General features: G+C 63.0%; 16 protein-coding genes and 1 tRNA gene. 3 read left to right on the forward strand and 14 right to left on the reverse strand.

The genetic code is table 11. From position 1 onward, the window contains the following. Positions 1–19: 19 nt before the first annotated feature. The 5 genes from LB545_RS27795 to LB545_RS27815 all read right to left on the reverse strand — a co-directional run bounded on the left by LB545_RS27795 (position 20) and on the right by LB545_RS27815 (position 7,613). The gene (locus LB545_RS27795; RefSeq protein ID WP_224706142.1) at positions 20–1,687 is read right to left on the reverse strand and encodes an ABC transporter ATP-binding protein; all 1,668 of its coding nucleotides are present in this window, start codon (positions 1,685–1,687) and stop codon (positions 20–22) included. Between the two features lie 10 nt (positions 1,688–1,697). Continuing rightward, entirely contained in the window at positions 1,698–2,834 is a 1,137-nt protein-coding gene (locus LB545_RS27800; protein WP_140525558.1) for an ABC transporter permease, read from the reverse strand. Beyond that, entirely contained in the window at positions 2,835–3,842 is a 1,008-nt protein-coding gene (locus LB545_RS27805) for an ABC transporter permease (RefSeq protein WP_140513339.1), read from the reverse strand. Between the two features lie 112 nt (positions 3,843–3,954). Beyond that, positions 3,955–6,036: an ABC transporter substrate-binding protein gene (locus LB545_RS27810; RefSeq protein ID WP_140672509.1), complete on the reverse strand. Its 2,082-nt coding sequence runs from the start codon at positions 6,034–6,036 to the stop codon at positions 3,955–3,957. 110 nt (positions 6,037–6,146) lie between these two features. After that, entirely contained in the window at positions 6,147–7,613 is a 1,467-nt protein-coding gene (locus LB545_RS27815) for an alpha-glucosidase/alpha-galactosidase (RefSeq protein ID WP_224706143.1), read from the reverse strand. A 211-nt stretch (positions 7,614–7,824) separates the two neighbouring features. Between LB545_RS27815 and LB545_RS27820 the strand changes: the two genes are divergently transcribed. Then, positions 7,825–8,733, forward strand: coding sequence for an AraC family transcriptional regulator (locus LB545_RS27820; RefSeq protein WP_181165447.1), 909 nt, complete (start codon positions 7,825–7,827; stop codon positions 8,731–8,733). A 37-nt stretch (positions 8,734–8,770) separates the two neighbouring features. Here LB545_RS27820 and LB545_RS27825 read toward each other — a convergent pair whose 3' ends face one another. The 5 genes from LB545_RS27825 to LB545_RS27845 form a co-directional block, all read right to left on the reverse strand. After that, entirely contained in the window at positions 8,771–10,798 is a 2,028-nt protein-coding gene (locus LB545_RS27825; RefSeq protein ID WP_140817752.1) for an aldo/keto reductase, read from the reverse strand. A 36-nt stretch (positions 10,799–10,834) separates the two neighbouring features. Next, positions 10,835–11,914 (reverse strand): ABC transporter ATP-binding protein, encoded by a 1,080-nt coding sequence (locus tag LB545_RS27830; protein ID WP_140817750.1) that lies wholly within the window; start codon positions 11,912–11,914, stop codon positions 10,835–10,837. Positions 11,915–11,922: 8 nt separating this feature from the next. After that, on the reverse strand, positions 11,923–12,759 hold the full coding sequence (locus LB545_RS27835; protein WP_140817748.1) for a carbohydrate ABC transporter permease: 837 nt from the start codon (positions 12,757–12,759) through the stop codon (positions 11,923–11,925). Next, positions 12,756–13,616, reverse strand: a complete 861-nt coding sequence (locus tag LB545_RS27840) for a carbohydrate ABC transporter permease (RefSeq protein ID WP_140501017.1) — start codon at positions 13,614–13,616, stop codon at positions 12,756–12,758. Before LB545_RS27840 ends, LB545_RS27835 begins: the two co-directional genes overlap by 4 nt. Positions 13,617–13,776: 160 nt before the next feature. Further along, entirely contained in the window at positions 13,777–15,048 is a 1,272-nt protein-coding gene (locus LB545_RS27845) for an extracellular solute-binding protein (RefSeq protein WP_140501015.1), read from the reverse strand. 104 nt (positions 15,049–15,152) lie between these two features. On the opposite strand from LB545_RS27845, the gene LB545_RS27850 reads away from it, so the two are divergent. Together LB545_RS27850 and LB545_RS27855 are read left to right on the forward strand one after the other, a co-directional pair. Then, positions 15,153–16,025 (forward strand): helix-turn-helix domain-containing protein, encoded by an 873-nt coding sequence (locus tag LB545_RS27850; protein WP_140501013.1) that lies wholly within the window; start codon positions 15,153–15,155, stop codon positions 16,023–16,025. 171 nt (positions 16,026–16,196) lie between these two features. Then, positions 16,197–16,272 (forward strand) — tRNA-Phe (locus LB545_RS27855). A 180-nt stretch (positions 16,273–16,452) separates the two neighbouring features. Here LB545_RS27855 and LB545_RS27860 read toward each other — a convergent pair. Genes LB545_RS27860 through LB545_RS27875 form a run of 4 tightly spaced genes read right to left on the reverse strand, consistent with a single transcriptional unit; the run spans position 16,453 to position 18,841 of the window. Next, on the reverse strand, positions 16,453–17,193 hold the full coding sequence (locus LB545_RS27860; protein ID WP_140501010.1) for an AprI/Inh family metalloprotease inhibitor: 741 nt from the start codon (positions 17,191–17,193) through the stop codon (positions 16,453–16,455). A 51-nt stretch (positions 17,194–17,244) separates the two neighbouring features. Beyond that, on the reverse strand, positions 17,245–17,622 hold the full coding sequence (csgH, locus tag LB545_RS27865) for a curli-like amyloid fiber formation chaperone CsgH (RefSeq protein WP_140501008.1): 378 nt from the start codon (positions 17,620–17,622) through the stop codon (positions 17,245–17,247). Positions 17,623–17,624: 2 nt separating this feature from the next. Further along, positions 17,625–18,320 (reverse strand): hypothetical protein, encoded by a 696-nt coding sequence (locus tag LB545_RS27870; protein WP_140501006.1) that lies wholly within the window; start codon positions 18,318–18,320, stop codon positions 17,625–17,627. A gap of 26 nt (positions 18,321–18,346) precedes the next feature. Beyond that, positions 18,347–18,841, reverse strand: a complete 495-nt coding sequence (locus LB545_RS27875) for a hypothetical protein (RefSeq protein WP_181165453.1) — start codon at positions 18,839–18,841, stop codon at positions 18,347–18,349. Positions 18,842–18,989 lie beyond the last annotated feature (148 nt).

Here is an 18,989-nt window from a genome sequence, read left to right on the forward strand (position 1 = left end):
GCTAACCTCCGGCATGTGTTCAGGCCACGTCGAAAGCGGCCCGGACGAGCCGTTCGGTGTAGGCGGTCTTGGGATTGGTGAGGACCTCGTCGACAGGTCCCTGTTCGACGATCTTGCCGTGCTGCATGACGATGACGCGGTGACACAGAGCGCGCACCACCTTGAGATCGTGCGAGATGAAAAGATAACTCAGGCCACGCTCGTCCTGCAGCCTGCGCAAGAGATCGATGATCTGCGCCTGGACGGAGAGGTCCAGCGCCGATGTCGGCTCGTCGAGCAGGATGAATTCCGGTTCCAACGCGATGGCTCGGGCGATGGCGACGCGCTGCCGCTGTCCGCCGGAGAACTCGTGCGGAAATCGCGAAAGGATGTCGCCCGGCATGCCGGCGCTGACCAGCGCCTCGCGCACCCGCTCGACCCGCTCGCGCCGCGTCGCTCCGATGCCGTTGACGATCAGCCCTTCCTCGATGATCTGCCCGATCGTCATGCGCGGGTTGAGCGAGGAGAACGGATCCTGGAAGACGACCTGCATGCGCGATCGCAGCGGCCGCATCTCGGCCCGTGACAGCCCATGGATCGGCTGGCCGTCGAAACGGATCTCGCCGCGCTTGGCATCGATCAACCTGAGCAGGCACTGGCCGAATGTGGTCTTGCCGGAGCCGGATTCGCCGACCAGTCCCAGTGTTTCGTGGCGGCAAAGCTTGAGATCGAGATCGTCGACGGCGACCAGCTCGCGCCAGTCGGGTTTGAGGAAGGTGCCGTGACGCAGCATGAAGCAGACGCGCACCCCGTTCGCTTCGAGGATGGTGCCGGAGCCCTCCGGCAGCGGTTGTGGCCGCCCGCGCGGTTCGGAGGCGAGCAGTCGTTGCGTATAGGGATGCTGGGGATCGGAGAACAGACGTTCGGTGACGTTATGCTCCCGCATCTCGCCATGCTGCATGACATAGACGTAGTCGGAGAATTTGCGCACGACCGTGAGGTCATGGGTGATCAGGATCACCGCCATGCGCAGCTCTTTCTGCAGATTGCGGATCAGGTTCAGGATCTGTGCCTGGACGGTGACGTCGAGCGCCGTCGTCGGCTCGTCGGCGATCAGCACGTCGGGGTCGTTGGCCAGCGCCATGGCGATCATCACGCGCTGGCGCTGGCCGCCCGAGAGCTGATGCGGATATTGCTTGAGCCGCGCGACGGGATCCGGGATCTGGACATGCTGCAGGAGTTCGAGCGCCCGTGCCCAGGCTTGCCGCCGGCCGACCTTGCGATGAACCCTGATCGCCTCGACGATCTGGCTGCCGATCGTATAGATCGGATTGAGCGAGCTCATCGGCTCCTGGAAGATCATCGAGATGCGGTTGCCGCGCAGCTTGCGCCGGGCGCTTTCGGGGAACTTCAGGATGTCCTGCCCATCATAACAGACGGTCGATCTCGGCGACACGGTGGCGCGCCGGGACAGCAATCCCATGACGGTGCGCGCCGTCACCGATTTGCCGGAACCGGATTCGCCGACGATGGCGATCGTCTCGCCGCGATAGAGCTGGAACGAGACGTCCTTGACCGCCTCGACCGTGCCGTGCTCGACCTTGAAGACGACCTCGATGTTGCGGGCATCGATGACGGGTTCTCCCTGGCGTCCGTCATGGTCGTGCCGGACGGAAGGTGCGAAAGGTTCGGCGAGCGCGAGCGTCATCCCAGCCACCTCAATAAGGATCGACGGCGTCGCGCAGCCCGTCGCCCAGCGCGTTGAAGGCAAAGACGGTGACCAGCACGAAACCGACCGGCGACAGTATCCACGGATAGGTGCCTATGACGGAGTAGGTCGCGGTGTCCTGCAGCATCAGCCCCCAGGAGATCAGCGGCGGTTTCACCGCAAAGCCGAGGAAACCGAGGAAGGATTCGAGCAGCACAACGGTCGGGATCGCCAACGTCACCGCAACGATCACATGGCTCATCACATTGGGGAAAATGTGCTGCATGATGATGCGCCGGTCGGTGGCGCCCACCGCCATGGCGGCACGTACGTATTCAATGCGCGCAAGCGCCAGCGTCTTGCCGCGCACCTCGCGCGACATCTGCGCCCAGCCCAGCGCCGACATGACGATGATGACGAAGGCGAGGAAGACGTTGGTGGGCGCGGTGACCGGGATCAGCGTCGTCAGCGCCAGATAGAGCGGCAGCTGCGGGAAGGCCAGCACGAGTTCGACGAAGCGCTGCATCCAGACATCGAACCGACCGCCGAAATAGCCGGAAGCCATGCCGACCGTAGTGCCGATGACGGTGATGATGAAGACCACCGTCAGCGCGATCATCAGCGAGACGCGCGAGCCATGGATGGCGCGCGAGAGCACGTCGCGTCCGAACTTGTCGGTGCCGAGGAAATGCACCGGCTGGCCGTCCATCGAACCGAAGAAATGCCGGTTCGCCGCAATGAGCCCAAAGAGCCTGTAGGGCGCGCCCTCGACGAAAAGGCCGAGCAATCTTGGATGATCATAGTCGGGACCGACGATGGGCTGAAAGGTGACCGGATCGAGATCCGCCGAATCCGCCAGCGCATAGACCCTGGGCCGGGCGACGAAATCGCCGTCCCTGTCGTGGAAAGCAGGCAGTTGCGGCGGCGCGAAGGCGACATCGGTCACCTTCGGGTCCATCGGCGCCAGGAACTCGGCGAATACCGCCATGAGGATCAGCAGCACGACGAGCCAGAACCCCGCCATGCCGGTCCAGGAGCGCTTCAGCCGGCGCCAGACGAGCGCGGTGTAGCTCTCGTTGCCGCGCGCGGGTCTCTCGACGGGTCCTTCGGCCGGCAGCGGCGGTGGCGATGTATCGCGGGCCAACATCTAGCTCTCCCCGAACTGGCGCACGCGCGGATCGAGCAGGACCAGCAACATGTCGGCGATGATGTTGCCGACGATCAGCGTCGCCGACAGCACCATCATGAAAGTGGCGGTGACATAGACGTCGCCGACCGCCATCGAGCCGACGATCGCCGGGCCGACGGTCGGCAGCGCGAAGATGATCGCCGTCTCGATTTCGCCGGTCAGCATGTAAGGCAGCACCACGCCCTGATACATGACCAGCGGATGCAGCGCATTGGGCACGGCGTGTCGCATGACGACGGCGCTGCCGGTCAACCCCTTGGCCTTGGCCGTCTCGACATATTGGGCGTTCAGCGTGTCGAGCAGATTACCGCGCATGACGCGCATGTTGTAGGCGAGCCCGCCGAAGGTGGCGATCGCAACCACCGGCCAGACATGCTTGACCAGATCGAGGAACTTGGCCCACGACCATGGCGCGCCGCCATATTGCGGCGAGAAGAAGCTGCCTATCTCCGAGACGTTGAACTGGAAGACCAGGAGATAGACGATGATCAGCGCCATCAGGAAGCGCGGCACCGTCATGCCGAGGAAGGAGATGGCCGAAAGTGTCGAGTCGATCCAGGTGTATTGCCGGGTCGCCGCCCATATGCCGAAGGTGATGCCGAGCACCGAGGCGAGCAGATGGCACACAAGCGCCAGGATGAGGGTGCGCGGCAGGCGCTCGCCCACGACGTCGGCCACCGGCTTGTTGTAGTAGAGGCTGTAGCCGAAATCGCCGCGGGTGACGATGCCGCCGATCCAGTTGAGATACTGGACGGGCAGCGGCTTATCGAGGCCATGTTCGATCCGGTAGGCGTTGGCCTGCGCGTCGGCTTCGGCGAAGGAGGCGCCTCCCTGGTTGATCAGCTGCGAGCGGATGTAGTCGGCATAATCGCCGGGCGGTGCCTGGATGATGGCGAAGGTGACGAGGCTCAGTATGGCAAGGACCGGGATTGCCGACGCTATGCGCATGAGCAGAAATCGCAGCATGGACGGTCCGCTTCCTCGTCTTGCCGATCGCGTCCTTTTGGTGCGTTCGGAGGTTGCCTTTGTCCGGCCGCGCCAGCGGCGCGGCCGGAGGTCTCAGTCAGGGGAGGTAAACTTACATCGGGCCCTTGTCTCCAGGCTTGCCGGGCAGCTCTTCCGGGAACAATTCGTATTTCGCCTGCTTGTCGGCCGCCACGAAGACCCGCTCGCGGATGATCGAATCCTCTGCCCAGTTGAACATGTAGATCGGCGTGCCCCTTGGAACGTTGGAGAAGCGCTTATTGACGATCAGCGCACCGGGATATTCCGTCAGGCCGACATTGTAGACGTGCTCCGTCGAAATCTTCTGGAAGTCTCTCATCAGGGCGGCGCGCTGGTCATTGTCCTCAGACGTGACAAATTTGTTGACGATGTCGACGAGGTCCTTCTCGAAAGGCATCAGGTCGACCTCGCCGCTTTCAGGTGCGCGGTGATCCCAGCTGGTCTTGGGGCCGACGGGAGCGAGCTGCACGGTGTTCTGCACGATGGAGGTCAACTCCTGGTCGTTGCGCCGGATCAGCCAGTCGAAGCGCCCGGAATATTGCGAGGCATCGCGCTGCGTGCCGTTGAGACCGTTGAGCACGATCCGCAGCCCGAGCTTCTCCATCTGGGCGACAACGCCTTCGGCGAGGCTCTTGTCGGTGCCGTAGTCATTGTTGACCAGCATGACGATCTCGACATTCTTGCCGCCGGCCGTGCCGGCCGGGAAGTTCACGAAACCGTCGCCATCGGTATCCTTGAGTCCGGCCTTGGCGAGTTCGGCCTTGGCGCCCTCGAGGTCGAAGGGATAGTAGACCGTCGACTTGCGGTCATAGAAGCTGGTGCCGGAGGACAAGCCGCCGGGGTAGATGGCGGTGAACGGCCCCTTGACCAGGGAGTTGCCAAGCGCCTTGCGGTCGAGCGCCATGGTAACGGCCTTGCGGAAATCCTCATTGCGGTTCAGCTCGCGAATCGCCTGACCGCGCTCGTCCGGGTTGCCCCAGCCATTAGCGGAAAAATTGAGGCGCAGATTATAGCCGATCAGCCGTGGACCGAACGCCAGGCGTGCAGGCGCATTCGCCTCCGCGGCCCGCTTCAGCGAGGCGACGAAGTTCTCCGGCTGCTCCAGATTGGAGAAATCGCCCGAGCCGGCCACCGCCTGGACATCGCGGTCGGCCCAGGTGGACAGCTTGTAATGTAATTCGTTGAGGTAGGGCAGCTGATTGCCCTTCTCATCGACCTTCCAATAATAGGGATTGCGGCGCATGACGATGATGTCGTCTGGCCGGTATTCAACCGGCACCCAGGCGCCCATGACCGGCATGTTCATATATTCCGGCGGGAAGGCGTTCTTGAACTGGTCGTAGGTGTTCTTCGAATATTTCGGATGCTGCGGCTTCAATATGTGCGCGGGGCCAGGACAGAAAGTGCCGTAGGCCATCGCGTAGAGATACTGTTTCGGGAAGGCTTCCTTGAAGGTCCACTCGACGGTGTAGTCGTCGACCTTCTTGAGCGTGGTGCCGACGCCGAACGTTTCCTGGGTGGCACCATTGAGCGGCGAGACATTGGGATCGACGACCTCGTCGTCCCAGTAGAACATGACGTCGTCTGAGTTGAAGGGCGCGCCGTCGGACCATTTGGCACCCTCGACGAGGTGCATGGTGAGCTTGTGGCCATCCGCCGACCAGTCCCAGCTTTTGGCGAGGTTGGGCAGCGGTTCGGTGTCCTTGGCCTCGACCTGGAACAGCGGCGCGGTGCGCGTCAGGCATTCGGACAGGCCGATATCGATGCCGCCCCATCCCTGCGTCTGACCGGCGCCGTAGTTCCAGCCTTCCGGCCGCCCGCCGATAACGTGGCGCATTGTATCGCCGTAGACGCCGATGCCATCAGGCATGTTGCCCGTCTTGAAAACCAAGGGCTCCTTCGGCAGCCTGTCTTTCACCGGCGGCAGCTTGCCGGCCTTGACGTATTTCTCGGTCACCCAGTCCGGCTCGTGATAGTCGGGCAGCGCCTTGAACTCCAGGATGGAGTCGCGCGGCACATAAGTGATCTTGCCTTCGGCCGGAAACGCCGCCGGTACCGGCGGGACCGTCGGCTCGGAGGCGAAAGCGTTAAGCGCCGGGACGGAAACGCCCAGCGCCAGTCCCGCGACCATGCCAATGCTGCGTAGGTTCCTCATTGTCTCCTCCCTCGTGTTCGGACGTTTTGTTTTGCTGCTGCTCGTCTTCTGCCCGGACGGCGACCGCGGCGGACCTGTCTCCCGCAGGCCCGTCGCCGCCACCTGGGTTTTCAGCCGGCCTGCTTCAGCGCGGCCTTTTCGGCGCGCAACTCCTCGATCGAGCGGACGCTGCGCCAAGCGGCGCCCGCCCATTCGCGGGTCTTGACCCTGGATTTCGACAACCTCTCTTTTGCCGCCGGAACCGCATGCGCAAATTGCGGCAGCCAGGCCGCTTGGGCGACGACCATTTCGTCGACCATCTGCCAGACCTCCTCCGGTGTCGATACCGCACCAACCAGCGGGTCATGCAGCACGGCAAGCTTGAGCAGGTCGATGTCGCCGGATATGGCGGCATGCACCGACATGCGCTGGACATTGATCGAGGATATGCAGGTCGCGGCACATGCCTCCGGCAAGGTGATGCCGGCCGCCATGTTAATGCCGAAGCGGTCGACGAAGCCGGGCGATTCGACGATGGCGTCCTGCGGCAAATTGGTGATGACACCGTCATTCTTGACGTTGAAGTGGCCGCGATAGACGCGGTTGGTCTCCAGCGCCTCCAAGATGTGGCTGGCATGCTCGTTGGAGCGTTTTGACGGATCGATCGGCTTCGACGCCGCTTCGAGGAATTGCGGATATTCCGTCTCGAACCAGTTGCGGGTCTCGGTGGAATAACGGAGATAGCCGCCCGTCTCGCCATGGATCCAGTCGGACATGTCGATCCAGCGGGTGATCTCGTCCGGGCGCTTGCGGTACCAGGGAAGATACTCGGACAAATGGCCGTTGCTTTCGGTCGAATAGACGCCGAAGCGCTTCAACACGTCTATGCGCAGCTTTTCCTGCCTGGAATAGACCGGGTGAGCCTCGAAGGCGGCGACCAGCTCGTCCTTGCCGATTTCGCGCCCGTTCAGGCGCAACTCGATGAACCAGGTCTGGTGGTTTATGCCGGAACAGACATAGTCGAGCTCCCGAGGTGACTTCGCGCCCAGTACCTCGGCGATCTGCTCGGCGCCGTGCTGGACCCCGTGGCACAGCCCGACCGTGTCGACCTTGCCGTACTCGATCGCCGCCCAGGTGTTCATCGCCATCGGGTTGGCATAGTTGAGGAATTTCGCATCGGTCTCGGCGACCTCGCGTATATCCTTGCAGAAATCGAGGATCACCGGGATGTTGCGCTGGCCATAGAGGATGCCGCCGGCGCAGATCGTGTCACCGACGCATTGGTCGATGCCGTATTTCAGGGGGATCCTGATATCGTCGGCATAGGCTTCGAGGCCACCGACCCGCACACAGCTGATGACATAACGTGCGCCCTCGAGCGCCTTGCGGCGGTCCGTCGTCGCCGTCACCGTGGTCGGCAATTTGTTGGCCTCGACGATCCGGTCGAGGATCGCCTTGATCATCTGGAGATTGTGCTCGCTGACATCGGTCAGCGCGAATTCGATACCCTTGAATTCCGGCACGCACAGTATGTCGGTGAACAGTTTCTTGGTGAAGCCGACGCTGCCGGCGCCGATAATAGCGATTTTGAAACTCATCACCTTCACCTCGATCCGATCGGATGCTAGGCAAGGAGCAGCAAGGGAGGATATGGCCACACGCCAAGGCGCGCGTGCCAATCGAGCCGAATTCCGGCTTTTCTCCTCCCGCCCGCTCCTCGACTGCGGGTTCTTCACGTTCTTCGAGGATGGATTATGCGCTTATTCGCGAGCGCGGCCAGAGAAGGATTATGCTTTCAAGGGTAATTTTGTGCTGCGGGATCTGATCGCCAACGGACAGTCGATGCGCACGATCTCGCTGCCGCGCGGTCGCCAGCGCCTGCATGCCATGCCGACGAGCACCGGCTACGAAGTGCGCGAAGGCGAAATCTATGATTGGGACGGGCGCAAGCGCGGCCAGACGCCATTCACCGTGCTCCAGCACACGATCAACGGAAGCGGCCGGCTTCGCTATGAGAACCGCGACTATCGCCTGCAGCAGAACGACACGCTGCTGGTGCTGGTGCCGCACAACCACCGCTACTGGCTGGCCAAGGACGAGCGCTGGGAATATTTCTGGATCTCGATGAATGGCGAGGAGGCGCTGCGCATCCACAAATCCATCCTCGACGTCTCGGGTCCCGTGTTCCGGCTGCAGCCGGAGACGATCGATCACCTCGCCGATTGCAGCCTGCGTCTCATCAACGGGGCCGCTGCGCCGGGGGCGGCTTCGGCGATCGCCTATGAGGCGGCGATGGCGCTCTACGACGATGTCTTCGGCTCACATGCCTTTGCCGAGAAGCAGAGCGCCATGCAGCCGGTCATCGACCACATCAACGCCAATCTCGACAGGCCGCTGCCGGTAGCGGACCTCGTGGCGATCAGCGGCCTCAGCCGGGCGCACTTCTCGCGCTGCTTCGCCGAGAGCGAAGGCATCCCGCCCGCGGAGTTCGTGCTGCAGCAGCGGCTGCAACGCGCCGCCAAGCTTTTGACCAAGGCTGACTTCCTGCCGGTGAAGGAAGTCGCCATCCTGTGCGGCTTCGAGGACGCGAACTATTTCTCGAAGGTCTTCCGCCGCTGTTACGGCATTAGCCCGGGCCAGTTCCGCACCACCGGCATGTATGCCAGCATGAGGGTTCCGGCCAGGCGCGACATCAGGGTGTCCGACGACGAGACCTGACCCCGTAGCCGTCCAGCGCAGCCTTGCAGGACATGCACTACGCCGCTTGCCGACTGCCGCCGTCCAGCCATTGGAGATCGGCAGGTGAAAGCGCGATGTCGAGGGCGCGCAAGCTGTCGTCCAGTTCGCCCAGCGTGCGCGGGCCGATCAACGGCACCGATGGGAAAGGCTGGTTGAGCACATAGGCGAGCGCAACATGGATCGGGCTCTTGCCCAGCCGCGCGGCAAGTTCGATCGCCCGGTCGCGGCGGCCGAAATTGCGCTCCGAGTACCAGACCCGCACCAGTTCTTCATTGTCGCGCCGGTCGCGCCCGGCGCGTTCGGTGAAGAAGCCGCGCCCTTGGCTCGACCAGGCGAAATTCGGCATCTGCCGGGCGGTCAGCCAGGCCTTCCAGTCATCGGTGGAGGAGGTCACGCAACCGGCCCAGATCGGCTCCAGCATTTCAGCCAGCGAGAAGTTGTTGGAGAGCGCGCCGGGCTTTTGCTTGCCGGTGCGCTCGGCATAGGCGATCGCCTCGTCCATGCGCTGCATCGTCCAGTTCGAGCCGCCGAACGGGCCACGGATGCGGCCTGCCTTGACCTCGCGGTCCATCGCATCGACGAACTCGCCGACGGGCACGTCCGGATTGTCGCGATGCATGAAATAGATATCGACATGGTCGGTTTGCAGGCGGTCGAGCGACTGGACGAGCTGCTTGCCGATCACGTCGGGATAGCAAAGCGGCGAATGTGCCCCCTTGGCGATGACCACCGACTGCTCGCGAACGCCACGGTTCTTCAGCCATTGCCCAAGCAGCGTCTCGGTGTAGCCGCCGCCATAGACATAGCCGGTGTCGAACAGATTGCCGCCAGCCTCGAAGAAGGCATCGAGCAGGATCGAACCCGAGGAGAAGGTGCGGAAATCCTCGAAACCGAGCGCCACGATCGAGGCCGGCTTCGACAGGCCCGGAATGGCGCGTTTGGCGATCGCCGTGCCGCCGGATCGCAAGGGCCGGTCGGCGATGGTGTTGGTGCGTCGCGAGGCCTTTTCGATCTCGTACTCCAACCCCACAGCCGCGCGCCATCTGTCGAGCACGCGCAAGGTGCCGAGGCTGTCGGCCCAGGCCATGCCCGGCCAGGCGAACTCCTGCCGGCCGGCAAGGATGGCGTCCCCGGCGGCGTCGACTTCGAAGGAATAGACGTGACGCTTTTCGTTCACGCTGATGGTTTCGCGCACGCCGTCCGCGCCGATCACATCGATCCGGCCGAGGCCGACATCGCGGTCGCCGCCGGCGAACCAGAAATCCGGCACTTCGATGCGGCCCCTGGTGCCGAAAATCCTGAGCACATTGTCCTGGTTGAGGGAGATGCTGCAGGAGACCTCGGCGACGATGCCACCCGGGAAATGCAGCAGCGCGGAGGCCCATTCGTCGACGCCGGACTGGCCAAGATGGGCAACGCCGGTCACCTTGTCCGGCTCGAGGAACGGCTTGCCGGCCGCGGCGCCGGCAATCAGCCGCGCCATCGAGACGGGATAGCCGCCGACGTCCAGGATGCCACCGCCGGCGAGGTCGTTGGCATAAAGCCGGTGCTGCGGCATGAAATCAGGCATGGCAAAACCGAAGCTCGACTTGATCATCCTGATCTCGCCGATGACGCCGGATTTGATCAGTTCCACCAGCTTCAGCGTCTGCGGGTGCAGCCGGTACATGAAGGCCTCGCCGAGAAAGGTGCCGGCCTTGCGCGCCGCATGCATCATGGCGTCGGCCTCGAACGCGGTCAGCGCCAGCGGCTTTTCGCACAGCACGTGCTTTCCCGCCTCCGCCGCCCGGATCGCCCATTGCGCGTGGCCCGGGTGCGGGACCGAAATGTAGATCGCGTCGATTTCCGCGTCAGTGAGCAACGCTTCGTAGCCCTCGAGAATGCGCGCGCCGGGAAAGCTCTGCGCCAAACTCGGCTTGCCCGGATCGCGCGCACCGATGGCGACCAGCTTTCCGTTGCGGGAGCCGGCGACGCCGCCGGCGAAGGCCTTGGCGATGCTGCCCGGGCCGAGAATGCCCCAGCGGATGGGCGTGGTTGCAGTCATTGTCATTCTCCTTGCGGGATGGGAAAGGGCAGCCGATCAGCGCAGCCGCAGCCCTTTTTCGTCGAACAGGTAGGATTTGCGGATGGATACGATGATCTCTGATGTCTCGGGGACCTTGGCCGCGTCGCGCTGGATCACCACGTCCTCCCCATTGGCCGTTCTGGCGTAGAGAAAGCTCGTACCGCCCAGGTGCTCGACCACATCGATGGTGACGGCAAGATCGGCGTCGCCTTCTCCGGCGCTGCCAAAATGTTCGGGTCGCACGCCAACGATGACCTTGCTGCCGATTGCGGACGCGGCGCCCTTCAACGGCTGCGTGATACGGGTCTTCTCCTGGCCAGCGAATTCCACCACGACCCCGCGCGCATCGCAGCCGACGACGCGGCCCTTGATGAAATTCATCTTCGGCGAGCCGACGAAACCGGCCACGAACTGATTGTCGGGATTGTCATAGAGATCGAGCGGGCGGCCGATCTGCTCGACATGGCCGCCGCGCAGCACGACGATCCGGTCGGCGAGCGTCATCGCCTCGGTCTGGTCGTGCGTGACATAGACCATGGTGGTGCCGAGCTCCTTGTGCAGGCGCGAGATCTCGACCCGCATCTGGACGCGCAGTTCGGCGTCGAGGTTGGACAGCGGCTCGTCGAACAGGAACACCTGCGGCTCGCGCACGATGGCGCGGCCGATGGCAACGCGCTGGCGCTGGCCGCCGGAGAGTTTCTTCGGACGGCGCTCCATCAATTCGCTGATGCGCAGGATCTCGGCCGCCCGTTTCACCCTGCGGTCGGTGTCGGCCTTCGGATTGCCGGTCATACGCAGGCCGAAGGAGAGATTCTGCTCCACGTTCATATGCGGATAGAGCGCGTAGGACTGGAACACCATGGCTATGCCGCGGTCGGCCGGCTCGACATCGTTGACCACCTTGCCGCCGATGGCGATCTCGCCATCGCTGATATCCTCCAGCCCGGCGATCATCCTGAGCAGCGTGGACTTGCCGCAGCCAGACGGGCCGACGAACACGACGAACTCGCCATCCCTGATGTCGATGTTGGCGCCATGGACGACCTCGAAAACGCCGAAGCGCTTGACGACATTCGTGAGCGTGACGGTTGCCATGCCTACCCTTACTTGACCGCGCCGGCGGCGATGCCGGCAATGAAATGGCGTTGCAGCAGCACGAACACGATCAGCATCGGCACCGTCAGCATTACCGCGCCCGCCATGATGCCGCCCCACGACACTTTGGTGAGGCCGATCAGCGTGCCGAGCGCCACCGGTGCGGTCATCGCGCCGGGCTGGCTGTTGATCAAAAGCGGCCAGAGATAATTGTTCCAGGAGGCGAGGAAGAGGATGATGGCGAGCGCCGCCAGCATCGGCCGCGCCAGCGGCAGCGCGATGAAGACGAAGATGCGCCACTCCTTCACGCCTTCGACGCGGGCGGCGTCGAACAGGTCATCGGGCAACATGGAAAAGCTCTGGCGCATGAACAGCACGCCCAGCGAATTGAACAGCGGCGGCACGATCAGCGCCACCCAGGTGTTCGCGAGCTTGAAATCGCGCGCCACCATGATGAATTGCGGGATCAGCACCACCGCATAGGGAAGCGTGATGGTGCCAAGGATGATGGCGACGACCAAGCCCTTGCCGACGAACCGGTAACGCGCCAGCGCCCAGCCGGCCATCGACGTCAGCAGCACCGACAGAAAAGTGTAGGTGACCGCCACCGAGACGGAGATGAAAATCGCGCCGACAAAGTCGGTGTCGCGCTGCAGGTTGTTGAAATTGTCCACGAAATTGCCGTGCGGCAGCAACTCGATGCCGGGGCTGAAGATGCCGTTGTCCGGCATGGTCGAGAACACGACCATCATCCATAGCGGAAACAGCCAGATCAGCGCCAGTGGCGTGAGGAAAAGATGCAGCAAGAGGCTGCGCTTCAGCCTGGCCGAGGCGAGCGAGCTCATTTCGGTTCCCTCGTCAGCCACAGTTGCACCAGCGTGATGGCGATCGCCAGCCCCGCCATGGTGTAGGCGACGGCCGAGGCGTAGCCGAAATTGAGCGACCGGAAGCCCTGGCGATAGAGCAGCAGGCCGAGCGTCTCGGTGCCGCCGCCCGGTCCGCCGCGTTCGGTGATCAGGAACGGCTCGGTGAACAGCTGCATGGTGCCGATGATCGACAGCACGGTGCAGAACACGATGACCGGCTTCAACAGCGGCAAGGTGATGAAGAAGAACTGCTTGAGCTTGCTGACCCGGTCGAGCGTCGCCGCCTCGTAGACGTCCTCGGGGATGGACTGCATGCCGGCCAGAAGGATGATGGCGTTGTAGCCGGCCCAGCGCCAGGTGACCGCGATCATGATCAGCGCCATGGCCGGCGTGACATTGGAGAACCAGTCGATCTTGGGCAGCCCAACGCTGTTCAGGAGCTTGTTGATGATGCCGAAATCGAGGTTGAACATCAGCCGGAACACCGCGGAATAGGCGACCTCGCCGACCACCACGGGAGCGAAGAAGGCGAAGCGGTAAAGTCCTCTCGCCTTCAGGAGCGGCGAATTCAAAAGCACGGCCATCACCATCGCCAGCGCGATCATCACCGGCACCTGGATGACGAGGATGAGCAGCGTGTTCTTCAAGGCATTGAAGAAGGCCGGATCGCCGATCAGCCGGCCCCAGTTGAAGCCGGGCGCAAAGCGCCAGGGCACGGTGCGCGTCGCCTGGAACGAGATCAGGAACGAAGAGATGATCGGCCATACCCAGAAGACGGAGAAGATCAGCAAATAGGGCGCGAGGAAACGATAGGCCGTGGCGTTGCGGTTGCGCATCGTGCTCCTCCTTCTCTCGTCGGCGTTTCAAGCTGTGGTCCCGCGCGCAGCGGCAACCGGTTGGTCGGGACATGCGACATTTCACACGTCCCGCGAGGAAGCCCCGCGGGCCGCGGTCGGGGCCGGGCGGCGCATGCCTGCCCGGACCCCGTCTGGGAGGTTATGACTTGACCGGCAGTCCGGTCGCCGCCGCGATCTGGCCGGCGGCATCGTCGAGTGCCGCCTTGGCATCGGGATAGCCGCCGGCGAGATATTTGGTCTGCACCGCGCGCATGATGATTTCGGCATCGCTCTGGAACTGCGTGCCGCGGCTGGGGACGATCTTGGGCAGAGTGGCGAGGATGTCCTTCCACACCGCCTGGCCGCCCCAATAGGGCAGGCCTTCAGACACGTAGGGGTCGTTCAGCGCCGACACCAGCGAGGGAACGAGGCCGAACTCCTTCAGCATGGTGATCTGGCCCTCATTGGTTTCGAGCGTGTATTTCAGGTACTCGTAAGCCGCTTCCTTGTTCTTCGACCCGGAAGTGATGGCCAGCGACGACCCGCCGAGATTGGCGGCGCGTGGCCCGTCGGCGGTAAGGCTCGGCATCAGGTAGACGCCCCATTTGCCGTTTTCGCCGGCCGATTCGGTGCGGATTGTGCCTTCATACCAACCGCCATAGACCTGGGTGGCGACGGTGCCGGCGGTGTTGTTGGTGATCTTTGTGCCCCAGTCGGCCGACGAGATGACGCCGGCGTCCTTCATCTCCTTGATCTTGGCCAGCGTATCGATGCATTTCGGCTGGTTCACCGTGATCGACTGGCCATCCTCGGAGAAATAGCCGCAGCCCTGTTCATTGGAGATCATGCGGAAGAATTCGGTGTCGCCGTTGAAGTCGGCGTTGGTCATGGTGACGCCGGGATTGGCGGCCTGGATCTTCTTGCCGGCGGCAATGAAATCGTCCCAGGTCTTGATCGACGCCGGATCGACGCCGGCCTTTTCGTAGAAGTCGCGGCGGTAGAAGGCGGCGACAGGGCCGGAATCCCACGGCATTGCATAGGCCTTGTCGCCGACTTCGAGCTCGGTGCGCTTGAAATCGGGGAATTTCGCCTGGTCCTCGGCGCTGTAGCCCAGCGTGTGCAGGTCGACAAAGCAATCGGGAAACTGGCTCCAGTAATTCTCGGCCTCGCCGTTCTCGATGGTGACGACGTCAGGCAGGCCGACGCCGCCGGCGGCACATCCGGCGATCGACTTGTCATAGGTCGGCTGGTTGCCGAGATCCTGGACGGTGACCTTGATGTCAGGATGCAGCTTGTTGAAGCCGGCAATCGTCGCCTTCAGCGACGAGGCGGCGATGTTCCAGCTCCAGATGGTGATTTCGCCCGATTGCGCGAAGGCCGGGGCTGAACCCAAGGCAAGCGCGAGCGCGGCGCAGGACAGTGTGATGCGCATTGAAATCCTCCCATTTCATTTGCTCTCTCTGCGAGCCGGGCTAGACTATGCGGCGCGGAAGGCTTGTCCCCGACAAAGGGAATACGAAATTGGCGGAAAGTAAGATGCCGGACCGGCCGTTTTACCAGCCTGGCGCCAGCAGCGTGGAAGGAATGCCGCTGCTGTTGCAGATGTTCCACACCGCTCCCCTGGTGATGCTCAAGCCGCATTGGCATGCGCAGGTCGAGGTGAACTTCATCGTGCGCGGCAGCGTGCATTACCGCATGAACGACCACGAAATCTCGCTTTCGGCCGGTGAGATGTGTCTGTTCTGGGGCGGACTGCCGCACCAGATGGACGATTTGAGCGACGACGCCATCTATGCCGGCGCGCATCTGCCGCTGGTGCATTTCTTCCGGCTGCATCTGCCGGCTGACATACGTCACCGGCTGATGACGGGTGCCACGCTGGTGACCAGCGCCACGGATCAGTCCGACAACGATAATTTCGACCGCTGGAACCGCTACGCCCGCTCCGGCGACCCGGCCAGGGCGGAGCACGCCGTCAACGAACTGTTGCTGCGGCTGGAGCGGGTACGGTTCGAGCCCTACAGGCTGGTGCCGGAAAACGCGGCCGGACAGGAAGCGGGCAGCCCGTTCGACCAGCAGTCGTCGCGCAATGTCGGGCGCATGTGCGATTTCATCGCCGAGAATTTCCTCTACGACATCGATTGCATGAACATAGCGGCGGCCGCCGACCTCCATCCCAAATACGCCATGAGCATCTTCAAGAAATCGACCGGCATGACGCTCAACGAATATGTCAACCTGTTGCGGCTGAGCTATGCGCAGGCGCTGCTCATGCACCAGGACGCCAATGTGCTCAGGGTCGCGATGGATTCGGGCTTCGGTTCGCTCAGCGCCTTCAACAAGTCGTTCCGGAAGCTCGCCGGCATGACACCTACGGATTTTCGCAAGGGATTGGCGGGCGCCAGATAGCGGCGGCGTGGCGCGGAAACCAGCGCATCGGGCGGCACTTCTTTTCCTGCCGGAAATCCACATCTGGGCGCTGGACAGGCCGGATTCCCATGCTATAACCCACGCGCTTTCAAGGGACGCCCACGGCGCTTCCATGAAATCCGGAGCGCGAGTTTTCGTTAGCCGGAACAGGCCCAGATAGCTCAGTTGGTAGAGCAGCGGACTGAAAATCCGCGTGTCGGTGGTTCGAATCCGCCTCTGGGCACCATTTCCCCCTAAGCCGCTGATTTTCCTGAAGCGTTATTTTCCAAGGGTTTGACCCACCTCGACTGTCATACACGCTGTGATACAGTCGAGGAATGGACGACATGCGCAAGATACCAAACACAATCATCCGAAATGGCATCTACTATGTTCACGTCCGCGTGCCGAAAGACCTCATAGAGAGTTAGCCGCCCTGCTTGGGGCAAGAGTTGTCGAAGGTGACGATGGCCCAGCGGTTCTGGCGCAAGGCCAACTTGCGCATCCATCCGGTCCTCTCCCCGAACTTGGCGCGGCACCAGGCGCCGTCGGTCGCCGTCATGCACAGTTCGGTCGTGACGCAGGTTTGCGACGGAACCACGCCGACCACCTCAGCGTCGTCGCGCGCCTCGGCGCGGACGTTCAGGTTAACCAGGACCTGGACGCTGGCGCCTTCCGGCGCGGGAGGCGCGGCCTGTGCCGCATCCGCGCACTTGCTGGTGAAGCCCGAATAGAAGCAGCCCCCGGCCCGCTTGGCAGTCTTGAGCATGGCCGCCGTTCCGGCAACACCGACCTTCTCGAAGATCAGGGGAGCGCCCGATACGCTGGTGCCGCTGATCCGCCGCTGGTTGCCGCCAAGACGGGCGATCACCGCTCCGGCCGCATCGAACAGGGCCATCTGACCCTCGCTCACGCCCCAGGAACTGACCAGAGCGGCATCGCCGCGGCAGCCCAGCCCCTTAATGGCGAAGCGGCCGTTCGCATCGGCTGTCGACCCCAGCGCCATGTGGCAAGTTGAGGGAAGGTTGGAATAGCGCGCATCGACGAGCTGCCAGGTGCCGCTGAATGCCTGAACGAACTGGTCCACGGACTGCGCCCGTACCACCGTGGCCGGGAACGACATGCCCGCCACGGCCAGAACGACGGTCAAAAATCTCGCAACCTTCATGATGCCCTCTCCGCTGCGCAAAAGTCGAAAATTAGGGAGCTAGCGACTTCCTCAGGGCTCGCCCGCCGAAACCTCGGCCTGGCCGACGACCCTGCCGTCCTGCCGGAGAACAACCCTGATGGAGATGTGGTCGCCCTTGGCGAGAGACAGCGCAGTCCTGGCTATGTCCTGGGATTGGCCGGCGGAGAGCCTCAGTGTGCGGTTCTGGCGCGTGGTCATCGTGCCCGAGCCGCCCGTCCGGTCGATCTCAACCGAGCCCTCGATCTCCACAACGCCAAGGCCGACGGCCGATGCAGTGATCTGGACCCCGGCGCCCGTGGGCACAATGGCGATGGAGGGGACCGCGACGGCGCCTCCGTGCTGCGCCACCGCGCCGCCTGCACCGCAGGCGGCGGCAAGACCCACGACGAGTGCAGCCGCGCCGCGCATCGCTAGAAACCGGTCTGGGTGATCGAAACTGTTCCCGGCGCCGTCGAGAACACCTGCATGCCTGTCACGCCGACCGGGCTAAGATTGTTGCCGTTCTGCGTGATGGTCACGGCGGTGTTGGCCGCCACGGACGTGGAGAAGGTGTTGCCGTTGCCGTTCTGAACTATCTCGCCGCTGCCACCAGAACCCACGGTGAGTGAGTTGGCATTGCCGCTGCCGTTCTGCACGATCAGACCGGTTGCGCCACCGCCTACGGTCAGCGATGCATCGTTGCCATCGCCGAGCTGCAGGACGGCGCCAAGGGAATCGGCTCCAAATGCGCTCAACTGAGCCGAATTGCCCAACGTCCCGCCAGCCGAATTGTCCTGGAGAAGAAACAACTGACCACCATCGCCTTCGATGGTCAGCGTTGCGGTGTTGCCCTGGCCTGTCTGAAGCGCGGACGGCGCAGTCGCCTGGTCCATCCGGTACAGGTCGCCGACAGCAAGCGTGCCGCCGAGCGCGTTATCCATCATCTGCTGCGTCGGGCCGGCGACAAGCGAACCGGTGGCGCGCGACTGGTCTGACGACAGGACGTTTCCCTCGAGCGCGCCAGGAGGGCTGGTCTGGATGATCTTCAGGACGTTATTGTCGCCAGCAAAGGCCGGAGAGGAACATAAGACGAGAGCGCTCGCCAGAACAGCCGTAGATTTGCGCATGATGCGAACAAGCTCCCTGTGTTGCGTCACCAGGATGTCTGCGAGACGCTGACCGTATTGCCGTTTCCGGACTGTGAAAATCCCACGACGTTATTTCTTCCGGATTGGGTGACGGCTGCCTGATTTGCCATGCCCGAGATCGAGGCTGTAAGCCGGTCGCCGCTGCCCTCCTGCGCGAAAGCGAAGAGATTGTAGCTGCCGGTTACGCTGGCGATGATGTGGTCGTCGAATCCGCTCTGTGTGATCGAACCGGGCGTGAGGCCAGCCGAGAGGATCGCTCCGATGAAGGACGGGCCAAGCGGGCCGCCGTTGAAATCGCTCTCGATGTTGACGTCGATCACGTTCGCCGCGCCGAGACCGTGGTGGGCCTGAAGAACGGACACCGCATTGAGGCTGCCGCTCACGCCGAGCATGAGCGAATTGGACAACCCGTGCTGGGCCAGGATAACCAGTTCGTTGCCGGCCTGGGCAGGCGCCGACGCCAAGACGACGCCCGCAACAAAGACAGAATGCAGATTCATTGTTACAGTCCCCTCGTAATGTGGGGAGATCATCGCAAGTGCTGCCTAATATCCGGGCCTCGGGATCGATCAAAGTTGAAGCAACGTCGCTTTCTCCGGTCCGACCGAAGACAAGGTCATTGCTGGAGCACGACGGCGCTCTGCCAGA

Source organism: Mesorhizobium sp. BR1-1-6 (assembly GCF_020165355.1).
Classification (GTDB): Bacteria; Pseudomonadota; Alphaproteobacteria; order Rhizobiales; family Rhizobiaceae; genus Mesorhizobium.

What these genes read in the sequence shown, in the direction of transcription:
- LB545_RS27825 (WP_140817752.1), bottom strand. Translation starts at nt 10,798, where the DNA reads ATGACTGCAACCACGCCCATCCGCTGGGGCATTCTCGGCCCGGGCAGC.
- LB545_RS27805 (WP_140513339.1), bottom strand. Translation starts at nt 3,842, where the DNA reads ATGCTGCGATTTCTGCTCATGCGCATAGCGTCGGCAATCCCGGTCCTT.
- LB545_RS27860 (WP_140501010.1), bottom strand. Translation starts at nt 17,193, where the DNA reads ATGAAGGTTGCGAGATTTTTGACCGTCGTTCTGGCCGTGGCGGGCATG.
- LB545_RS27795 (WP_224706142.1), bottom strand. Translation starts at nt 1,687, where the DNA reads ATGACGCTCGCGCTCGCCGAACCTTTCGCACCTTCCGTCCGGCACGAC.
- LB545_RS27800 (WP_140525558.1), bottom strand. Translation starts at nt 2,834, where the DNA reads ATGTTGGCCCGCGATACATCGCCACCGCCGCTGCCGGCCGAAGGACCC.
- LB545_RS27835 (WP_140817748.1), bottom strand. Translation starts at nt 12,759, where the DNA reads ATGAGCTCGCTCGCCTCGGCCAGGCTGAAGCGCAGCCTCTTGCTGCAT.
- LB545_RS27840 (WP_140501017.1), bottom strand. Translation starts at nt 13,616, where the DNA reads ATGCGCAACCGCAACGCCACGGCCTATCGTTTCCTCGCGCCCTATTTG.
- LB545_RS27870 (WP_140501006.1), bottom strand. Translation starts at nt 18,320, where the DNA reads ATGCGCAAATCTACGGCTGTTCTGGCGAGCGCTCTCGTCTTATGTTCC.
- csgH (WP_140501008.1), bottom strand. Translation starts at nt 17,622, where the DNA reads ATGCGCGGCGCGGCTGCACTCGTCGTGGGTCTTGCCGCCGCCTGCGGT.
- LB545_RS27830 (WP_140817750.1), bottom strand. Translation starts at nt 11,914, where the DNA reads ATGGCAACCGTCACGCTCACGAATGTCGTCAAGCGCTTCGGCGTTTTC.
- LB545_RS27875 (WP_181165453.1), bottom strand. Translation starts at nt 18,841, where the DNA reads ATGAATCTGCATTCTGTCTTTGTTGCGGGCGTCGTCTTGGCGTCGGCG.
- LB545_RS27850 (WP_140501013.1), top strand. Translation starts at nt 15,153, where the DNA reads ATGCCGGACCGGCCGTTTTACCAGCCTGGCGCCAGCAGCGTGGAAGGA.
- LB545_RS27815 (WP_224706143.1), bottom strand. Translation starts at nt 7,613, where the DNA reads ATGAGTTTCAAAATCGCTATTATCGGCGCCGGCAGCGTCGGCTTCACC.
- LB545_RS27810 (WP_140672509.1), bottom strand. Translation starts at nt 6,036, where the DNA reads ATGAGGAACCTACGCAGCATTGGCATGGTCGCGGGACTGGCGCTGGGC.
- LB545_RS27845 (WP_140501015.1), bottom strand. Translation starts at nt 15,048, where the DNA reads ATGCGCATCACACTGTCCTGCGCCGCGCTCGCGCTTGCCTTGGGTTCA.